Below are 17,245 nucleotides of genomic sequence, written 5' to 3'. Positions count from 1 at the left end.
CCTGCCGTCTCAAGCGTTCGAATGCCCGAGTGAGGACCGAATTGAAGACCCCGCAGCCCCGGAGCGGCCGCCGCTCGGCCAAGCGCCGGATCCTCCTGGCGCTGACCGCGGTGCTGGCCGTCGCGGGCATCGTCGGCGCGGTGGCGGTCCACCGGATGACCACCGGCAAACTCGACCACGGCACGGTGTTCACCGCGTCCTCGGGGCAGCTCACCGTCAAGCCCGGCGAACTCTTCTCGATCGAGGTGTTCGGATACCAGGGGGAACGCGAAACCTGGACCGTGGCCTACCCGGGCCCCGACCCGGCCATCGTTCAGCCGTCCGGAGACGAGTACGTCGACAACGTCGGCTTCGAGGACCTGGCGAGCTTCGTCCTGATCGGCAACCAAGGCTCGGGCGGTCACTACTACTTCACCTTCCGCGCCCGGAATCCCGGCCGGACCGCCATCACCGTGCACGTCGGCTACCGCGACCGGTTCGGCGGGCACCTCTCCGGCGGGTCCGATCAGACCAGTCGTCAGTTCACCGTCGACGTCCACTGAGCCGGTTCCGGAGCTGTGATGCGCGAGCGGCACGCCGACTGGCTGTCCGCGCACCCGCTGGGGCCGTGCGTCGGGGGAGGGCAGCCAACTGCCGGTGATCCGCCAGACGCTGGTGCAGCGGGCGTACTCGCCGGCCCGGCCCGCGCCGGCGGCGTGGAGGGCGTCGACGACCTGCTCGACGTGGCTCTCGGGGACGGATATCTCGATCTTCAAGCGCGTCATGCCTGGACCCTAACGAGCGGTGGCCGCCGTCGGGCGGTGTCGGCGCGGCCAGGCCGACGCCGCCAAGGCCGTGCCGATGCCGACGAAGGCCGCGGCCCCGGCCGGGACCACCCAGCCGGTGAGCGGGTGGCCGCCGTCGTCGCGGCCGAGCGCGCCCAGCAGGGCGGTGAGCAGGCCGTACGGCACCAGCAGGGTGCCCGCCCAGGCGACGGCGAGCAGCAGACGGCGGACCGGGCGCAGGCGCGGTGGGCGGTGGGCCAGGACGGCGGCGAGGGCCAGACCGGTCAGGGCCAGCACGGCGGTGAAATCGACGCCGTGGTGCTCCAGCCAGATCAGGGCGGCGGGTGCGTTGTTGCGCCGGAACTCGTCGGCCACTTCGAAGCCGTCGGCCAGCCCGCCCCGGCCGCCCGCCGCCCAGTAGGACTTGAGGGCGATGTAGGGCAGGGCGAGGCCGCCGGCCAGGGTGACGGTGCGCAGCCGGTGTCGAGTCATGTCCACTCCTCGGGGTTCGATGTCCAAGCCTGATCGACCTGGCTCCGGTTGGCGTCCTGCCCGGGGACCGGCCCGTGTCCCCCCGGCGGGGGAGGCGCGGGTCGGGACGGCTAGCGGGGCGCGGGTGTGGGCAGGCTCGGTCGGAACGTCCGCACAGGTTGGACCGTACGAAGGAGCGCATGATGACCGCAGTGCACGAATCCGTCCTCGACGCGATCGGCGGGACGCCGCTGTTCCGCCTCGCCCGGCTGGGCGCCGGGATCGCCGCGCCGATCTACGCCAAGGCGGAGTTCCTCAACATCGGCGGCAGCGTCAAGGACCGCGCCGCGCTGTCGATGATCCTGGCCGCCGAGCGGGAGGGCCTGCTGCGGCCGGGCGGGACGATCATCGAGGCGACCTCCGGCAACACCGGCATCGGGCTGGCCATCGTGGGCCGTCAGCGCGGGTACCGGGTGATCGCCGGGGTGTCGGACAAGTCGGCGCCCGAGAAGTCGGACATCCTGCGGGCGTACGGCGCCGAGGTGGTGCTCGCGACGACCTCCGTGGCGCAGGAGGATCCGCGGCACCTGTTCAACGTGGTCAAGCGGCTCACCGAGGAGATCCCCGGCGCCTGGCTCGCCAACCAGTACGACAACCTCGCCAATCCCGACGCCCATGTCCGCACCACCGGCCCCGAGATCTGGGAGCAGACCGGCGGCCGGGTGACCCACTTCGTCGCGGGCGTCGGCACCGGCGGCACCGTCACCGGCACCGGCGGGTACCTGAAGGAGGTGTCCGGCGGTGCGGTGACCGTGATCGGTGCGGACCCGGAGTCCTCCTCGTACGGCGGCGGGGACGGCAGCCCGTGGTTCGTCGAGAGCATCGGGCACTTCCTGCACCCCGAGACGATCGAGGACCGCTGGCCGCAGGCCTACCGCTCGGAGGTGATCGACTCCTTCGAGCGGATCCCGGACCGCGAGTCACTGCTGACGGCGCGTCGACTCGCCCGCGAGGAAGGCATCCTGGCCGGTCCGTCCTCCGGTACGGCGGTGGCGGCCGCGCTGCGGACGGCACGCGGGCTGGGGCCGGACGACCTGGTCGTGGTGCTGCTGCCGGACTCGGGCCGCTCCTACCTGTCCAAGGTGCACAGCGACGGGTGGATGCGGCACTGGGGCTTCCTGGAGGAGCCGGGGGAGACGGAGGTGCGGGCGGCGCTGGAGGCGGCCGGCCCGCTGGTGGCGGTCGGTGCGGACGCGACCGTCGGCGAGGCGCTGGAGGCGCTGCGCGCCGCACCGGGCGGGGTCGCCCCGGCCGTACTGCCGCGGGCGGCGCGACCGTACGGCGTGGCCGACGCGGAGGTGCTCGGCTCGGTGTCCCGGGAGGTGCTGCTGGCAGCGCTCGCGGACGGCGGGGCCAAGTCCGACAGCCCGGTGCGCGCACTGCTCGGGCCGGCCCTGCCGACGGTCGGGGTCGGGCAGTCGGCGGCCGAGGCGCGGGCCGCGCTGGCGGGCGGGCACCCGGGCGTGGTGGTGCTGGTGGACGGGAAGGCGGCCGGGGTGCTGACGCGGGCGGTGCTCTCCTGAGTGGTCGATGGGCCGGTGGTCGCCGAACCGGTGATCGCTGAGTCGGCGGTCACTGAGCCGCGGGCGCCAGGATGGCGTGGATCACCCGGTTCAGGGTGCGGTCGAAGACCTGGTCCGGGTCGGCGGGCGGGCCGGAGGTGGCGAACGCCTGGGCCAGGTGCGGGTATTCGCCGCTCATCGCCGCCTGGGTGAGGTAACCCACCATCTCCGCCTGCCACTTGGCGCCCGCAGCGGCCGTCTGCTCGTACTGGGCGAACTGGCAGATGAACCCGTTGAACAGCGCCATCGCCTCCATCCGCGCTCCGCCGGCCAGGCCGGTGGGGGCGGTGACGGCCAGGAAGTGGTCGGTGTAGCGCAGGGCGTTGGGGCCGATGCTCGGGCGGGCGAGCACCAGGGCGGGCGCCCACGGGTGGCGGCGGAAGATGGCGAGCTGCTCGTGCGCCAGGTGGGCCAGATCGGCCCGGACGTCGCCGCTCGGCTCGGGCGGCAGCCGGTACTCGCCGGTGACCGCGTCGAGCATCAGATCGAGCAGGTGCTCCTTCTTCGGCACGTAGTTGTAGAGCGACATGGTGCCCGCGCCGAGCGCGGCCGCGACCCGCCGCATGGAGACGGCGTCCAGGCCCTCGGTGTCGGCGATCCCGATGGCGGCCACGGCGATCGACTCGCGGCTGTGGGCCGGGCGGGGGCCCCGGCCGGTGCGCTCGGGGCGCAGCCAGATCAGTTCGGGGGCCTCGGGGGGGACGGGTCTGCCCGGCTGCTCCGGCTGCTCCGGCTGCTCCGGGGCGTCGGGGGTGTTGCGGCTCTCGGAGCCGGTGGGGGTCTTGCTGGACGGCACTGGAAGATCACCTCGCTCTCCCATCTTAGATACGTACGGCGTACGTAGTACGATTGCGTCCGCACGCGCTTCTACGTACGCTGTACTTAGAGAAGGGGCAGAGCCATGTCCGACACCGCCCGACCCGCCATCGAGATGGCGGGCGTGGAGAAACGCTTCGGGTCCACCGAGGCCCTGCGCGGCCTCGACCTCACCGTCCCGGCCGGCACCGTCTGCGGTCTCCTCGGCCCCAACGGCGCCGGAAAGACCACCGCCGTACGGGTTCTCGCCACCCTGGTCGCCCCCGACCGGGGCACCGTCCGGGTCGCCGGGCACGACGCCGTCCGCTCCGCCGAGGAAGTCCGTCGGGCGATCGGCCTCGCCGGGCAGCACGCCGCGCTGGACGAGGGCATCACCGGCCGGGACAACCTCCACCTCTTCGGCCGGCTGCACCGCCTCGGTGCGCGGCGGGCCCGGGCGCGCGCCGACGAACTGCTGACCCGCTTCGGCCTCGCCGAGGCCGGCGACCGGCTGGTCCGCACCTACTCCGGCGGCATGCGCCGGCGCCTCGACCTGATCGCCAGCCTGGTCACCAGCCCGCCGGTGCTCTTCCTCGACGAGCCCACCACCGGGCTCGACCCGCGCAGCCGGCAGGAGATCTGGGAGACCGTCCAGGAGCTGGCCGACGGCGGCACCACCGTGCTGCTCACCACCCAGTACCTGGAGGAGGCCGACCGCCTCGCCGACGACATCGTGGTCGTCGACCACGGTGCCGCGATCGCCACCGGCCCGCCCGCCGAACTCAAGGCGGCGATCGGCAGCCAGGTCTCGGTCACCCTGGCCGACCCGGAGCAACTCGCCTCCACCGCCGTGGTGCTGTCCCACCTCTCGGGAAGCGACGCGCAGGTGGACGTCGTCGAGCGGACGGTCACGGTGCTGACGGCGCCGGGGGTGAGCGTCCTCCTGCCGTCACTGGTACGGGAGTTGGACGGCGCCGGGGTCGTCGCCGAGGACGTCGCGGTACGGGCGCCCTCGCTGGACGACGTGTTCCTCACGCTCACCGGTACCGAAGGAAAGGCCGCCTGATGACCACCGTTGCGCATCCCGCTCCGGCCGCTCCGAGTTCGGCCGTCTCGCGCCCTTCGCCCGGTGCCCGACTGGTCTCCGGCACCGTGACCTCGATGCTCCGCGTCCTGCTCAACTACCGCCACTCGCCGGGCCTGCTGGCCGCCTCGCTGGGCGTGCCCGTGGTCATGGTGGTGGTCTTCGGGTACGTCTTCGGCAGCGCCATGCAGGTGCCGGGCGGCGGGGACTACCGGGAGTTCCTGATGCCCGGGCTGTTCGCCATGGTCGCCACCAACGGCATCATGCCCACCATGGTCGGTGCCGCCCGCGACGTCGGGCGCGGAGTCACCGACCGGCTGCGCTCGATGCCGGTCTCCCGCACCGGCCTGCTGCTCGGGCAGACCCTCGCCGATCTGTTGGTCAGCGTGGTCGTGCTGGCGCTGCTGGCACTGGTCGGGCTGGCCGCCGGGTGGCGCGCCCGGCACGGCGTGGCCGACGCGCTGGGGGCGTTCGCGCTGCTGCTGCTCTTCCGCTTCGTGATGACCTGGGTCGGCACGCTGCTCGGCCTGGCCGTCGGCAAGGAGGAGGCGGCCGGCCAACTCTCCGTCGTGGTCTTCCCGTTGGCGATGGTGACCAACGCCTACGTGCCCACCGGAGGGATGCCCGGCTGGCTGCGGGCGGTCGCCGACTGGAACCCGATCAGCTCCGTCGTCCAGGCCTGCCGCGAACTCTTCGGCAACCCGTCCGCCCCCGGCGGCGCCTGGCCGATGCAGCACGCGTTGCTCGCCTCGCTGCTCTGGAGCGCCGTGTTGCTCGCGCTCTGCGGGCCGCTGGCCGTACGGAAGTTCGCCACGCAGGGACGGTGACCCGCCGGGTCCCGGAATGTGCTGGACACCGGTGCCGGTGTGGTCTTGGGTGGGGCGCCATGGAGTACACCCACCTCGGCCGCACCGGCCTGACCGTCTCCCGCCTCTGCCTCGGCACCATGAACTTCGGCCCCCACACCGAGGAAGCCGAGGCCCACCGCCTCATGGACACCGCCCACGAGCGCGGTATCAACTTCTTCGACACCGCCAACGCCTACGGCCGCGACAGCGAGGGCAACCTCAAGGGCCGCACGGAGGAGATCATCGGCCGCTGGTTCGCCCAGGGCGGCGGTCGCCGCGAGCGCACCGTGCTCGCCACCAAGGCCTACGCCGAGATGAGCGACTGGCCCAACGAGGGCAGGCTCTCCGCGCTCGCCATCCGCAAGGCCGTCGAGGCCAGCCTGCGTCGGCTGCAGACCGACCACATCGACCTGTACCAGATGCACCACATCGACCGGGACACGCCCTGGGAGGAGATCTGGCAGGCGATGGAGGTCCTGGTCGCCCAGGGCAAGATCATCTACGTCGGCTCCAGCAACTTCGCCGGCTGGCACATCGCCCAGGCCCAGGAGACCGCCCGCTCCCGGCACTTCCTCGGCCTGGTCAGCGAGCAGTCCCTCTACAACCTGCTCGACCGCACCGTCGAACTCGAAGTCATCCCCGCCCTCCAGCACTACGGCCTCGGGCTCATCCCCTGGTCCCCGCTGCGCAGCGGCCTGCTCGGCGGCGTCCTCCGCAAGGAGCGCGAGGGCACCCGCGGCCGCAGCGCCATGGGCTTCGCCGGCGAACTCCTCGCCAAGCACCGCGTTCGGCTCCAGGCCTACGAGGACTTCGCCGCCGAACTCGGCACCGACCCCGCCGACCTCGCCCTCGCCTGGCTGCTCTCCCGCCCGGCCGTCACCGCCCCCATCATCGGCCCCCGCACCCCGGCCCACCTCGACGCGGCCCTCGCGGCCCTCGACCTGAAGCTCGACCAGAAGACCCTCGACCGCCTCGACGAGCTCTTCCCCGGCCACCAGCCCGCCCCGGAGGACTACGCCTGGTAGGCCCGGACGGCCCGGACCTTCGCGCCTTCCGGCCCCGACTCCGGTCCGCCTCGCCCAGGCCGAGGCGGACCGGATCGTCGAGGAGGGCCGACCGGATCGTCGAGGGGAGGCGGGCCGGATCGTGGAGCGGGTCCGGAGCCTCGACGGGGCCGCGACCGCGGGGAACGGCTGTTCGCCCGTCAGGCGACGGCGTGGCCGGCTGTGGTAGCAAGTCAGACATGAGGGAGCGGGAGGCGTATCACCACGGGGCGTTGCCGGAGGCGCTGGTGGCGGCGGCGTTCGAGGTGTTGGACGAGCACGGGCAGGAGAAGGTGAGTGTCCGGGAGGTGGCGCGGCGGGCGGGGGTGTCGGCGGGCGCGCCGTTTCGGCACTTCGCGGACCGGCAGGCGCTGTTGACCGCGCTGGCGGACCGGGTGCTGGCGGACTTCGTGCGGTGGCAGGAGGCGCAGGTGGCGGCCGCGGAGGCGGTCGGCGGGTCGGCGATGCGGGCGCTCGGGCTGGGGTTCGTCCGGTACGCGATGCACCATCCGCGGAGGTTCGAACTGGTGCGCTCGCGGGTGTTCACGGCCACCCGGGATCCGGAGCTGCGGGAGCGGCTGGAGGGCATCGACCGGGTGTTCACCGGGCTGATCGTGGCGGACCAGCAGACGGGCCGGCTGGGGCCCGGTGATCCGGAGTTGGTGCTGCTGTCCGGGCAGGCGCTGGTGTACGGGCTGGCACAGATGATCGTGGACGGGTACCTGCCGGCGGCGAAGGCGGAGGAGCTGGTCGTCCAGGTGCTGGACACCTTCCGCCAGGGGATCGCCAACAGTCCTGAAAAATAGCGTAGTTGTGGCTGAAGCGAGCCTTGACCGGGCTTGTGCGCACTGATGTAATCACCGATTACATGGGGTGCTGGTTCAAGGAGGCAGAGATGCCCTTGTTCGCCAAACCGCTGCCGGGCTACACCACCGCCGCCGCCACCGGCGACACCGTGGTGCTGCTGATCGGCATGCGGATCAACCGCTTCTGGGCCGTGCACCACTGGGGTCCGGTGATGTTCGCGATGTTCCGGATGCTGTACGAGCTCGGCCGCAGCCCCGAGCGGGGCCTGCGCGGGCGGATCCTGCTCACCGCCTCGCCGCGCACCTACTACGTCGTCCAGTACTGGGAGTCCAAGGAGAAGCTGTACCGCTACGCGAGCGCGCCGGACGGCTTCCACCACAGCGTGTGGGGCATCGTCAACCGCCTGGTGCGCGAGGGCAAGACCCGCCGGCACGTCGGGCTCTGGCACGAGACGTACATCGTCCCCGAGGGCGGCTACGAGTCGATCTACTTCGACATGCCGGCGTTCGGCCTGGCCGGCGCCTCCGGCTCGCTGCCGGTGGAGCGGCGCGGTCGGCACGCCGCGCAGCGGCTGGCCTACCGGTCGGGGGAGGGCCAGGGCCCTCAGGGAGTGTCGTGAGTCGTCCGGCCGCCCCGGCGTGAGAGCGTCGAGGGATGGTCGATCAGGGCGGCGCCGCGCGGCCGGCGCGGATGGTGCACGAGGTGCCGTACCGGGCGCAGTGGGAGTCCGCGGAGCTGGTGCGGGCGATCGTCGACGGGCAGCTGGACGCGGCGCGGGACCCGCGGTGGGGCCAGTCGGGGGCGGCCACCCCGGAGGAGTACGCCTGGTGGTCCTGGCGGCTGTGCGGGGTGGCCTGTCTGCGGATGGCGCTGGAGCACTGGTGGGGGGTGACCCCGACGGCGATGGCGCTGGCCGGTGAGTGCGTGGCGGCGGGGGCGTACGTGAGGGACGGCGAGAGCCTGCGCGGGCTGGTCCACGAACCGTTCGTCGACTACGTTCGGCAGCGCTGGGGACTGGCCGCGCGCGCCCGGGAGTTGAAACCCGAGCAGGTGGCGGGCGAGGTGTCCGGCGGGCGGCTGGTGATGGTCTCGGTGCACCCGTCGATCCGGGAGCCGCACGGGCCGGAGCCGGTCCGGCGCGGCGGGCACCTGGTGCTGGCGGTGGGCGCCACGGACTCCGCGCTGCTGATCCACAACCCCTCCGGTTTCCCGGGGGAGTCGCAGGCCTTCGCGCGGGTGCCGTGGCGGGTGTTCGGGCGGTTCTACGCCGGGCGGGGGATCGTGCTCGGCCCGCCCGGGGCGGCGGACCGTCAGCCGTTGTCCGGCAGTCCGACCGGGTAGAACGGCAGGTTGTTGCGACACAGCGCCGAGATCGGCTTCAACGCGGCTGCCAGCTGGTCGAGTTCGGTGCGCGGGTAGTCCTCCCAGACCCGGGCGGCGGCCAGGTCGGTGGCCGCCTCCAGGGCCTGGTGGCGGATCCGGCCGAGCTCCGTCACCGAACCGGCCGCCGTCAGCCAGCCGCGCTCGACCAGGCGCTCGGCGGCGGCCTCCCACTCGGCGTCCGTCCAGCCGCGCACCGGCTGGAGCTGCTCGCGCCGCATGTCCATCGCGCAGCGGATCACCAGCGCCTCGCAGCCGTCCAGCCCGGCGGCCACCAGCGCGGCCACGTGGCCGTCGCCCCGGTGCTCGCGCATCACAGTGGCGGCCTGCCAGAGGCGCTCGTACAGCCCGGTCGGGCGGGGGAGCGCCGCATTGGCGGCGGCCAGCACCCGGCCGGCGCAGTCCAGCCGGGCAGTGGCCTGCTCCAGCGTCTCGACCGCCTGCTCGACCTGCGCCCGGTCGACGTGCTCCAACAGGCGGGCCAGCGCCGCCCCCGAGCCCTTCAGCCGGGCGGTCAGGGTCTCCTCCGGGCTCGCCAGCGACCACACCGCGGGCAGCGCCCGCTCCACCATCGCCGGGGCGAAGTTGAAGAACGCGGCGATCACCGGCGGCGCGTCCACCGCGCCCAGCGGGGCCGAGCGGCCGGCGAAGTAGCCGCGCCAGAAGCCGCGCAGCCCGGCCCCCTCGAAGGTCTGCTGACTCTCGGGCTGGAAGTAGCTGACGGCGTGCACCGGTTCGAAGAGCCACCAGAGCGCGCGGGCGGGGTGGACGAGATCGGCCATCGGGAGCCTTCCTCGGACAGAGCTCCGGGCGGGCGCGGGGAGCTCGACTGGTCGGGACGGCCCGGCGGTTGCCCGGGCGGCACGGGGCCGGTGCCGCTCGGGCGGACGCGTGGGCCGCTCAAGTGCTGATGACCACCGGGGTGGCCCCGGTAACCACGGGCAGGGTGTGATGACGGTCACGCGGGGCGGGGGCCGTTCTCGGCCCCCGCATCCGGCCGGTTACCGGTTCACCGGCGGCATCGCGAGCGGGTTGATCGGCATCTGCTCGCGACAGAGCGCCGCGATCGGCCTCAAGACGGCGGTCAGGCGGTCGAGTTCGTCGTGCGGCAGGCCCTCCCACACCCGGCCGGCGGCCAGGTCGGTGGCAGCCTCGACGGACCGGTGCCGGACCCGGCCGAGCTCGGTGACCGCCCCCTCCGCCGTCAGCCAGCCCCGCTCGACCAGCCGCGCCGCGGCGGCCGCCCACTCCTCGTCCGTCCATCCGCGCAGCGGCTGAAGCACCTCGCGGCTGGCGTCCAGCGCGCAGTGGAGCACCGGCGCCTCGCAGCCGTCCAGCCCGGCCGCGACCAGCGCGGCCACGTGGCCGTCCCCGCGGTGCTCGCGCAGCACGGTCGCGGCCTGCCACAGCCGCCCGTACACGTTCACCGGCCGGGGGAGCGCGGCGTTGGCGGCGGCCAGTACCCGGCCGGCGCAGTCCAGCCGGGCCACCGCCTCCTCCAGCGCGGTCGCCGCCGACTCGACCCGCTCGGGCTTCACCGGCGCCAGCAGCCGGGCCAGCGCCGCCGCCGAGCCCTCGGTCCGGGCGGCCAGCGCCCGTTCGGGGCTCGCGTGCGTCCACACCTCGGGCATTGCCCGCTGCACCATCGCCGGGGAGAAGCTGAAGAACGCGGCGATCACCGGCGGCGCGTCCACCGCGCCCAGCGGAGCCGAGCGGCCGGCGAAGTAGCCGCGCCAGCCGCCGTCCAGTCCGGCCGCCTCGAAGGCCGCCCGGCTCTCGGGCTGGAGGAAGGTGACGGCGTACACCGGCTCGAAGAGCCGCCACAGGGCGCGGGCGGAGTGGACGGGATCGGACATCGGGAGACCTTCCTCCGAGGAGCTTGCCGGCTGGACGGGGACGGCCCGGTGGGCACTGGGGGCCGCTCAGGTGCTGATGGCCACGGTGGTGGTCCCGGTAACCACGGGCGGGGTGTGATGACGGTCACGCGGGGGCCGCGAGGTGCGGTAGGCGGTTGCGCGGCGCGAGATGATGGGGCGAGGTGCCCGCCGACCGGGCGCCCCAGCCCTCGCAAGCCCCCGCACGAAGGTAGTCGGCCATGCCCCAGATCAGCCCCAGCATCCTTTCCGCCGACTTCGCCCGGCTCGCCGACGAGGCCGAGGCCGTCCGGGGTTCCGACTGGCTGCACGTGGACGTCATGGACAACCACTTCGTGCCCAACCTGACCCTGGGCGTCCCGGTGGTCGAGTCGCTGGCCCGGGCCACCGACATCCCGCTCGACTGCCACCTGATGATCGAGGACCCGGACCGCTGGGCCCCGCAGTTCGTCGAGGCCGGAGCCGGCTCCATCACCTTCCACATCGAGGCCGCCGCCGCGCCCGTCCGGCTGGCCCGCGAGATCCGCGCCAAGGGCGCCCGCGCGTCCATGGCGCTCAAGCCGGGCACGCCGATCGAGCCGTACGAGGACCTGCTGCCCGAGCTCGACATGCTGCTGATCATGACGGTCGAGCCCGGCTTCGGCGGCCAGGCGTTCCTGGACATCATGCTGCCGAAGATCCGCCGCACCCGGGAGCTGATCGCCAAGCACGACCTGGAGCTGTGGCTGCAGGTCGACGGCGGCGTCTCGGCCACCACCATCGAGCGCTGCGCCGAGGCCGGCGCGGACGTGTTCGTGGCCGGTTCGGCGGTGTACGGGGCGGAGGACCCGGCCGAGGCCGTCCGCAACCTGCGCGAGCTCGCGACCAAGGCGAGCGCGGACGCCTGGTGGGCCTGCGAGCACTGAGGTCCCGTTCCCAGCGGCACCGCCGGATGGCCGGGTGCGGGTGGAGGAACGTCGCGCCGTGATGGATGATCGGTGACGACGAACCCCTCTCCGCCCGGCCCTCCTCGTACGGTGGTGGAACCGCGATGAGCAACCTCGACCTCAAGCCCACCCCGACCAGCTGCGGCCGCGAGGCCAGCGGCGGCCCGGTGAAGGACCTGCTGACGGGTCGTCAAGTCCCGCTCGGAGAGAGCACGGTGGTGCGCCGGTTGCTCCCCAACCTGGGCCGCCGGATGGTCGGCGCCTGGTGCTTCGTGGACCACTACGGACCCGACGACATCGCCGACGAGCCCGGCATGCAGGTCCCGCCGCACCCGCACATGGGCCTGCAGACGGTCAGCTGGCTGCACCAGGGCGAGGTGCTGCACCGCGACAGCCTGGGCAGTCTGCAGACCGTCCGGCCGTACGAACTGGGCCTGATGACTTCGGGCCGGGCGATCTCCCACTCCGAGGAGTCCCCTCGCCCGCACGCCCGCTACCTGCACGGCGCCCAGCTCTGGGTCGCCCTGCCGGACGCGCACCGGAACATCGCCCCCGCCTTCGAGCACCACCCCGAACTGCCCGCGGTCACCGCCCCGGGCCTGCGCGCCACCGTCATCCTCGGCACCCTGGACACCGCCACCTCGCCCGGCACCACCCACAGCCCGCTGGTCGGCGCCGACCTGGCCCTCACCGAGGGCGCGGACCTCAAGCTCCCGCTGGTCCCCGAGTTCGAGTACGCCGTCCTCGCCATGACGGGCCGGATCGATGTCGACGGCGTCCCGGTCGAACCCGGCTCGATGCTCTACCTCGGCTGCGGCCGCCCCGAACTCCCCCTGCTCGCCCGCTCCGACGCCTCGGTGCTGCTCCTCGGCGGCGAGCCCTTCGAGGAGAAGATCGTCATGTGGTGGAACTTCATCGGCCGATCCGGTGAGGAGATCGTACAGGCGCGAGATGACTGGGAGAAGAGCTCGCGATTCGGTGAAGTTCATGGCTACGACGGCGCCCGATTGCGGGCCCCAGAGCTCCCGCCGATCCCGCTGAAGGCGCGTGGGAGGGTGCGTTGACCTGCGGAGACGTCGCTTGCGGGATTGCGTCCGATACTTGCTGGCTGGTGTGCTTACGGCGCGCCTCGGGTCCTGGCGTGAGGGGTGCCCCAGCGTCGTGCGGGCCGCTCTGGAGGTTCGCAATGAGGGCTCGCCGATTCTCATGTTTGGCCACGCGTGGCAGGGTCTCATCGGATCGATGCTGACCTTTTGCTGACTTGTCTGACGTAGAGTCAGTTAATTGGTCTTGACCAATATCTTCAGTGCTACGTTTCGCCGCCAGGCGCCGCTGCAACCGTCGACGCTCGAGCTGCTCCGCCTCTCGGGCTGGCGGGTCGGTCGTCACCGGGGTGGGGTCGCCCCTTGTCCTCTGCCGCCGCCGGGCCCTTTGGGGCGAAGTTCCGCCATTTCCGCAGCAGCGCGTCGAGGCTGGCGAGTTTGCTGAAGATCCGGGCGGACCCGGTGGTCGCGGCGATCGACAGCGCCGCCTGCGCGGTTCGCCTCCCACGCGTCGGCGGCCCCGGACAACAGCCAGGACACCCCGACGAAAGAATGTGCGGGGCCAGCAGGTCCCGGACACCTCAGCCTGCCCATTGGCAGGCCCAACCCTCATGGGTGCAGGATAACGTCCCATTGGTGTCGAGACGCCGGTACACTGCCCGCCACAGCATCACCGCCCGGACCAGTGAGACATCAGATGGTCAGCCGAGATCCAGTCACGGCCTTTTCGGCAGTGGGATAGCTGCGGTGGGATCGCCGAGAATCACGGTGCCGACCCGGTCATAGGCGACGACCTTGCTGTACAGCGCCATATCGAGTGCTCTTCGCTCGGCATCCTGCACGCTGGTGTCGTACGTACCCACGGCCCTCCCGTGATCGATGAGCAGGCTACCGACAGGCCGATACAACGGACTCATCGCGAGCCCGACGGGCTGGCTGAGGCACAGACGCGAGTACAGCACTTCCTCGAGGTCGGAGGTGAGTACTTGCCGATTCGGGGGAAACGACATTGTCCAGTTGAAGGTCGGCTCGACATGTCCCACGAACGCGCGTAGCGGTTTCGGTGCGCCGAGCAGCTCCCGAGGTAGCGGTGATGTCATGGGGCCGAGGCTTGCCACGGCTTGGAGCGTCCGGTCGAGCAGGGAGTCGCTTTCGAACAGACCTTGATACGTACTGGGACTGTCGGCGCCGGCGGAGCAGCACGCCTGGGCGAACCAGATTGCGCCGTCAGGCTGCCACTTCGTGAGCAACCGGTCCGGATGCACCAGCGCCCCGGCCTGGTCGACCGGCATGCCGAGGTTGGCGCGCATCGCATCGTGGTCGTTCAAGGGACCGGTCATGCCGTGGCTTGTGGTCACCACGAGGTAGGGCTTGTTCTGCTCCAGGCATTCGGCAAGCGCTTGCCCCGTCGCGTCCGTGGCTGCTCCGTCGATGAACCGCGTCCCGGTGATGTCGGTGTCCTGGCTCAGCCGGATGTGGACGGGCGCCGCAATCGTCTCGCGCATGAGTGTGGTGATGTCGGTGTCGCCGCCGCCGAGGTCGACCGACCACACGACTGGCGAGTCGTACCGGGCCTTCGAATCCGACCAGTCACCGATGAGTGCGGTCACATAGTTGGCCAGTTGCTCACCTTCCAGATCAAGTCGGCCCACGTAGCGCACAGGGTTGAGCGAATACTGCAGCTGCCAGGGAATCTGCGTAGGTCCGGCATAGATCAGGACATACATCGGCAATTGTTTCGGCCCCACCCCCGGGGGTGACATGGCGTTCAACAGGTCGCCGTGGCCGGCGTAGTCACGCAGTGTCCAGGCTGCGAAGCCGCTGTCGGTGCGATAGCGGAGAACCTTGCCATGTCGCGCCGCGACGAGTTCCTGTATGGGTTCCGGTGCGTCGTCGGCCGTGGCGAGCGCGGCCGGACTGAGACCGGGCGGCTCGGGAAGTACGACGCCCCAGCCGACCTGATCGCAGGACCAGGCTGCCTGGTCGACCACGGCAGGCAAGAGCGGCTTCGCGGCTTGTCCGACCCTTGCGGCAGTGAGTGCCCAGACCTCGTGCGTAGGAGCGAAGGTGCCCGACACGACCTCCGTGCCAGTGAAGGCGTCGACGCTGACTGTCAGATTGTCGGCGATCGCGGGCCCGATGGGAACGGTCACTGCTCCTCCAGCTGACTGACCAGCAGACGTAGCTGTGACTCAGCGTCTTCACGCAGCGAGAGGGGTGTGCTGGGTGGTAGCTGGGCCAGGAATCCCTGTAGCGCCTCGATTTCCAGGCGGGCGCGCCGTGTCTGGGACGGTGCGATCTGGAACGTGATTGGCGTCCGTTGCATGTAGACGACGGGGAGTGTCCACTCTTTGGTCGACGAGGCCGCCTGCGTAAGCGTCATCGTCTTGTGCTTCTTCGCAAGGCTGTTGCGCGCCGCGACCAGAAACCTCGCCCAGTCGATCGGCTCGTCCGACCCTGGGAGCCTGAGGATCCGTGCCTTGAAGTCTGTCAGCAACCTTTTGTAGAAGGCACCGGTAAACAGGCTGGCGTCAGTGCTGGCGATGGGCTCGCGCATACCGATGACGGCGGGCAGGCCGACCTGGTAGACAAGCCCGAGCGCCAACGAATGCAGGTTGTCCGACCTGCCGAGCGCGGCACTTTCGCAGCAGTTGAGGACGGTCAGCCACGGCGGATCACTGGTGCGTCCGACGAAGTCCTTGAATTCCCTCGTTTCGATGTTGAGACTGTTGGCGGGGGACTGGGACACCCAGTCCGACTTGACTGCCAGCTGGATGTGTGGGCTGCCCTCTGTGGAGCCGTGGCAGAAGAAGTGAAGCAGGTGCGGGCCGAAGCGGCTCACCATCTCCTGCAACTCCGAAAGCTCCTGAGGCACCATCCGCACGCTGAGATGGGGAAACTGTGCCGACTGCCTTTGATCGCGGGCCAGGTTGGAGAGTTCGGTGTAGAGAAGCGGTTCGCTGACGACTGTGAGCAATTCGACCTCAACCTCGGGTCCTGACATGACCGCGTTCTTGAGCGCCCGCCATTCGTCGTAGGCTGGTACCCCGAGGCAGGACATGACCGCTGCGACACGGAGCGGTGGTTTGAAGTCCCACAAGGGCCTGTCGATGGCTTGGCTGTCGACGATCCGGCCGACGGCCCACCTCTCGTCGAGGCCGAGGAACTCGCCGCTGGGTGAGCAGAGAGCCTCCCATGGCAGTGCTTCGACGCCGGCTTCCGTCGCCAGTTCGACGAACACGGGGTAGCGCTGCGGAGGCTGTGTCTGCAACGCGGCCGGCAGGTACTGCGCGAGCTCCGGGTGGCGGGTGACTTCGGTGAAGAGTTTGACCCCCGCTGCTTTGGTCGCATCGGTGGGAATCACGTCCTGACGAAGCACGACGAAGGGCTCTTCCCGACCTGTGCACTGGAACGGACGCGTCATGCTGTTGAAGACGCTCGGCTCCTCCAGGGAGATCACGACATATCGGACTTCACTGAAGTCGACCGCGCCTGCGAGATGGAAGACCAGGCGAGTCACGTCGCACCTCCCGGGCCGGTGCCGAGGTGGCGACGGACGTGGTTGTCCAGAAGTCTGGAGACCGACCGAAGAGCCGCGACTGCGTCCGGATCGACCTCCGCGGCCTCCGTGGTATCGGGCACCCACTCGGATTGCTGGGCTTCCAGGTAACGGGTGGCTGCGGCCACCCAGGCAGGAGTCTGTTCGCTGGCCAGGGCATCGTGCGTGGCGGGCTCGATGAGCGATGACCGTCCGTCCGCGGTCAGGAGATCAGCTTGTTGAGGGGGCCGGGGGTACTCCACGAACCTGGGGTGTGCCCAACATGTGATGCCGGGCATCGCCTCAGCGGCCGCCGGGCCCTCGCCAAACACCATCTCCACGGTCGCCGCAAACTGGGCGCCTTCCCGGTCGAGGTCGAGCTCGTCGACCAGGACGACCCCGGGGCGCACCAGGGCGATGGAATCCGCGAGTTCCCGGAGGCCGGCACCGGAGTAGTTGTACGGTGGGCCGGTCAGCACGAGGCACCACGCACCGACCTGCGTCAGCAGTGCGGACATCTCGGCGCTGCCGACGAACCGCGAGAACATGGTGTCGGTGTTGAGCAACGGGGTGCTGGCAAGCGCGATCGCGCCCCGTTCACCGGCCAGATAGCCGTGGGTCACGAAGTGGACGATGTCCAGGGCCTGTCCCTGCAGGGAGTCCCGGATCCAGAGCAACCACGGATTCGCGATCTCCGTAGCGGTGGTGAGATGCGAGGTCCGTCTCGGCGCAGCGTACTGGTCAGCCGCGTGGGGGTCGTGGACCATGACAGCGGGGCCCAGACCGGTGGTTCGCCAGTTTGTGTCTTGGTAGCCAGCGGTGTCGGTGAATATGTGGACTCTGATGCGGTGCCGCGATCTGTCAATCCAGAGCTTCGCCAGTCGCTCAAGCTCTCGGTTCGTGTCGAAGGGCGCCTTGGCCCGGGGGGAGCTGGCGCACAAGGCGATCTCCAAAGTGAGCTGCCCCGGATTTCGTGGAGTCCGCGATCGTGTGATCAAGCGGTCTGTGGGGCTTGCTCCAGTTGCGTCCAGTACGCCTGTTCGTACTCGT

The 17,245-nt window shown here is 71.1% G+C and carries 17 protein-coding genes; 10 read left to right on the top strand and 7 right to left on the bottom strand.

The genetic code is table 11. The annotated features are described in order from the left end of the window. Nucleotides 1-29 precede the first annotated feature (29 nt). Nucleotides 30-542 carry a protease inhibitor I42 family protein gene (locus ABZW30_RS32745; RefSeq protein WP_355674856.1) on the top strand — a complete coding sequence of 171 codons (513 nt, stop codon included), beginning with the start codon at nucleotides 30-32 and terminating at the stop codon, nucleotides 540-542. 231 nt (nucleotides 543-773) lie between these two features. On the opposite strand, the gene ABZW30_RS32740 is transcribed toward ABZW30_RS32745, so the two are convergent. Further along, nucleotides 774-1,256: a hypothetical protein gene (locus ABZW30_RS32740; RefSeq protein WP_355674855.1), complete on the bottom strand. Its 483-nt coding sequence runs from the start codon at nucleotides 1,254-1,256 to the stop codon at nucleotides 774-776. Nucleotides 1,257-1,438: 182 nt separating this feature from the next. Here ABZW30_RS32740 and ABZW30_RS32735 point away from each other — a divergent pair, with 182 nt between their 5' ends. Next, entirely contained in the window at nucleotides 1,439-2,818 is a 1,380-nt protein-coding gene (locus tag ABZW30_RS32735; RefSeq protein WP_355674854.1) for a pyridoxal-phosphate dependent enzyme, read from the top strand. Between the two features lie 49 nt (nucleotides 2,819-2,867). On the opposite strand, the gene ABZW30_RS32730 is transcribed toward ABZW30_RS32735, so the two are convergent. Further along, nucleotides 2,868-3,653 (bottom strand): TetR/AcrR family transcriptional regulator C-terminal domain-containing protein, encoded by a 786-nt coding sequence (locus ABZW30_RS32730; protein ID WP_355674853.1) that lies wholly within the window; start codon nucleotides 3,651-3,653, stop codon nucleotides 2,868-2,870. A gap of 105 nt (nucleotides 3,654-3,758) precedes the next feature. Between ABZW30_RS32730 and ABZW30_RS32725 the strand changes: the two genes are divergently transcribed. From ABZW30_RS32725 to ABZW30_RS32700, 6 genes are all read left to right on the top strand, one after another. Beyond that, on the top strand, nucleotides 3,759-4,718 hold the full coding sequence (locus ABZW30_RS32725; protein ID WP_355674852.1) for an ATP-binding cassette domain-containing protein: 960 nt from the start codon (nucleotides 3,759-3,761) through the stop codon (nucleotides 4,716-4,718). Next, nucleotides 4,718-5,563: an ABC transporter permease gene (locus tag ABZW30_RS32720; RefSeq protein ID WP_355674851.1), complete on the top strand. Its 846-nt coding sequence runs from the start codon at nucleotides 4,718-4,720 to the stop codon at nucleotides 5,561-5,563. Before ABZW30_RS32725 ends, ABZW30_RS32720 begins: the two co-directional genes overlap by 1 nt. 59 nt (nucleotides 5,564-5,622) lie before the next feature. After that, nucleotides 5,623-6,609: an aldo/keto reductase gene (locus tag ABZW30_RS32715; RefSeq protein WP_355674850.1), complete on the top strand. Its 987-nt coding sequence runs from the start codon at nucleotides 5,623-5,625 to the stop codon at nucleotides 6,607-6,609. Between the two features lie 218 nt (nucleotides 6,610-6,827). Continuing rightward, complete coding sequence (locus tag ABZW30_RS32710; RefSeq protein WP_355674849.1) at nucleotides 6,828-7,433, top strand: TetR/AcrR family transcriptional regulator; 606 nt, start codon at nucleotides 6,828-6,830, stop codon at nucleotides 7,431-7,433. Nucleotides 7,434-7,528: 95 nt separating this feature from the next. Next, nucleotides 7,529-8,053, top strand: a complete 525-nt coding sequence (locus ABZW30_RS32705; protein WP_355674908.1) for a DUF4188 domain-containing protein — start codon at nucleotides 7,529-7,531, stop codon at nucleotides 8,051-8,053. A gap of 35 nt (nucleotides 8,054-8,088) precedes the next feature. After that, complete coding sequence (locus tag ABZW30_RS32700) at nucleotides 8,089-8,775, top strand: C39 family peptidase (RefSeq protein ID WP_355674848.1); 687 nt, start codon at nucleotides 8,089-8,091, stop codon at nucleotides 8,773-8,775. Here the strand turns inward: ABZW30_RS32700 and ABZW30_RS32695 are convergent. Further along, complete coding sequence (locus ABZW30_RS32695) at nucleotides 8,745-9,596, bottom strand: hypothetical protein (RefSeq protein WP_355674847.1); 852 nt, start codon at nucleotides 9,594-9,596, stop codon at nucleotides 8,745-8,747. The two genes, ABZW30_RS32700 and ABZW30_RS32695, sit on opposite strands and share 31 nt — an antisense overlap. 219 nt (nucleotides 9,597-9,815) lie before the next feature. Next, a complete protein-coding gene (locus ABZW30_RS32690; protein ID WP_355674846.1) occupies nucleotides 9,816-10,670 on the bottom strand; it encodes a hypothetical protein in 855 nt (284 codons plus the stop codon). A 239-nt stretch (nucleotides 10,671-10,909) separates the two neighbouring features. Between ABZW30_RS32690 and rpe the strand changes: the two genes are divergently transcribed. Together rpe and ABZW30_RS32680 are read left to right on the top strand one after the other, a co-directional pair. Beyond that, nucleotides 10,910-11,593 carry a ribulose-phosphate 3-epimerase gene (gene rpe, locus ABZW30_RS32685; RefSeq protein ID WP_355674845.1) on the top strand — a complete coding sequence of 228 codons (684 nt, stop codon included), beginning with the start codon at nucleotides 10,910-10,912 and terminating at the stop codon, nucleotides 11,591-11,593. A gap of 125 nt (nucleotides 11,594-11,718) precedes the next feature. After that, complete coding sequence (locus ABZW30_RS32680; protein WP_355674844.1) at nucleotides 11,719-12,678, top strand: pirin family protein; 960 nt, start codon at nucleotides 11,719-11,721, stop codon at nucleotides 12,676-12,678. Nucleotides 12,679-13,373: 695 nt separating this feature from the next. On the opposite strand, the gene ABZW30_RS32675 is transcribed toward ABZW30_RS32680, so the two are convergent. The 3 genes from ABZW30_RS32675 to ABZW30_RS32665 are packed head-to-tail and all read right to left on the bottom strand — an operon-like array spanning nucleotide 13,374 to nucleotide 16,818. Then, nucleotides 13,374-14,810: a hypothetical protein gene (locus ABZW30_RS32675; RefSeq protein WP_355674843.1), complete on the bottom strand. Its 1,437-nt coding sequence runs from the start codon at nucleotides 14,808-14,810 to the stop codon at nucleotides 13,374-13,376. Then, a complete protein-coding gene (locus ABZW30_RS32670; protein ID WP_355674842.1) occupies nucleotides 14,807-16,177 on the bottom strand; it encodes a CHAT domain-containing protein in 1,371 nt (456 codons plus the stop codon). Before ABZW30_RS32670 ends, ABZW30_RS32675 begins: the two co-directional genes overlap by 4 nt. Next, nucleotides 16,174-16,818: a hypothetical protein gene (locus ABZW30_RS32665; RefSeq protein ID WP_355674841.1), complete on the bottom strand. Its 645-nt coding sequence runs from the start codon at nucleotides 16,816-16,818 to the stop codon at nucleotides 16,174-16,176. The genes ABZW30_RS32670 and ABZW30_RS32665 overlap by 4 nt, the downstream gene beginning before the upstream one ends. Between the last annotated feature and the right edge of the window lie 427 nt (nucleotides 16,819-17,245).

It is taken from the genome of Kitasatospora sp. NPDC004669 (genome assembly GCF_040609455.1).
GTDB lineage: Bacteria > Actinomycetota > Actinomycetes > Streptomycetales > Streptomycetaceae > Kitasatospora.
This window is presented reverse-complemented; position numbering and strand designations above follow the sequence as displayed.

Bases quoted from the DNA above. Each gene is read 5' to 3' on its own strand.
- ABZW30_RS32735 (WP_355674854.1), top strand. From the start codon at position 1,439: ATGACCGCAGTGCACGAATCCGTCCTCGACGCGATCGGCGGGACGCCG.
- ABZW30_RS32740 (WP_355674855.1), bottom strand. From the start codon at position 1,256: ATGACTCGACACCGGCTGCGCACCGTCACCCTGGCCGGCGGCCTCGCC.
- ABZW30_RS32700 (WP_355674848.1), top strand. From the start codon at position 8,089: ATGGTCGATCAGGGCGGCGCCGCGCGGCCGGCGCGGATGGTGCACGAG.
- ABZW30_RS32725 (WP_355674852.1), top strand. From the start codon at position 3,759: ATGTCCGACACCGCCCGACCCGCCATCGAGATGGCGGGCGTGGAGAAA.
- ABZW30_RS32720 (WP_355674851.1), top strand. From the start codon at position 4,718: ATGACCACCGTTGCGCATCCCGCTCCGGCCGCTCCGAGTTCGGCCGTC.
- rpe (WP_355674845.1), top strand. From the start codon at position 10,910: ATGCCCCAGATCAGCCCCAGCATCCTTTCCGCCGACTTCGCCCGGCTC.
- ABZW30_RS32680 (WP_355674844.1), top strand. From the start codon at position 11,719: ATGAGCAACCTCGACCTCAAGCCCACCCCGACCAGCTGCGGCCGCGAG.
- ABZW30_RS32690 (WP_355674846.1), bottom strand. From the start codon at position 10,670: ATGTCCGATCCCGTCCACTCCGCCCGCGCCCTGTGGCGGCTCTTCGAG.
- ABZW30_RS32695 (WP_355674847.1), bottom strand. From the start codon at position 9,596: ATGGCCGATCTCGTCCACCCCGCCCGCGCGCTCTGGTGGCTCTTCGAA.
- ABZW30_RS32715 (WP_355674850.1), top strand. From the start codon at position 5,623: ATGGAGTACACCCACCTCGGCCGCACCGGCCTGACCGTCTCCCGCCTC.
- ABZW30_RS32710 (WP_355674849.1), top strand. From the start codon at position 6,828: ATGAGGGAGCGGGAGGCGTATCACCACGGGGCGTTGCCGGAGGCGCTG.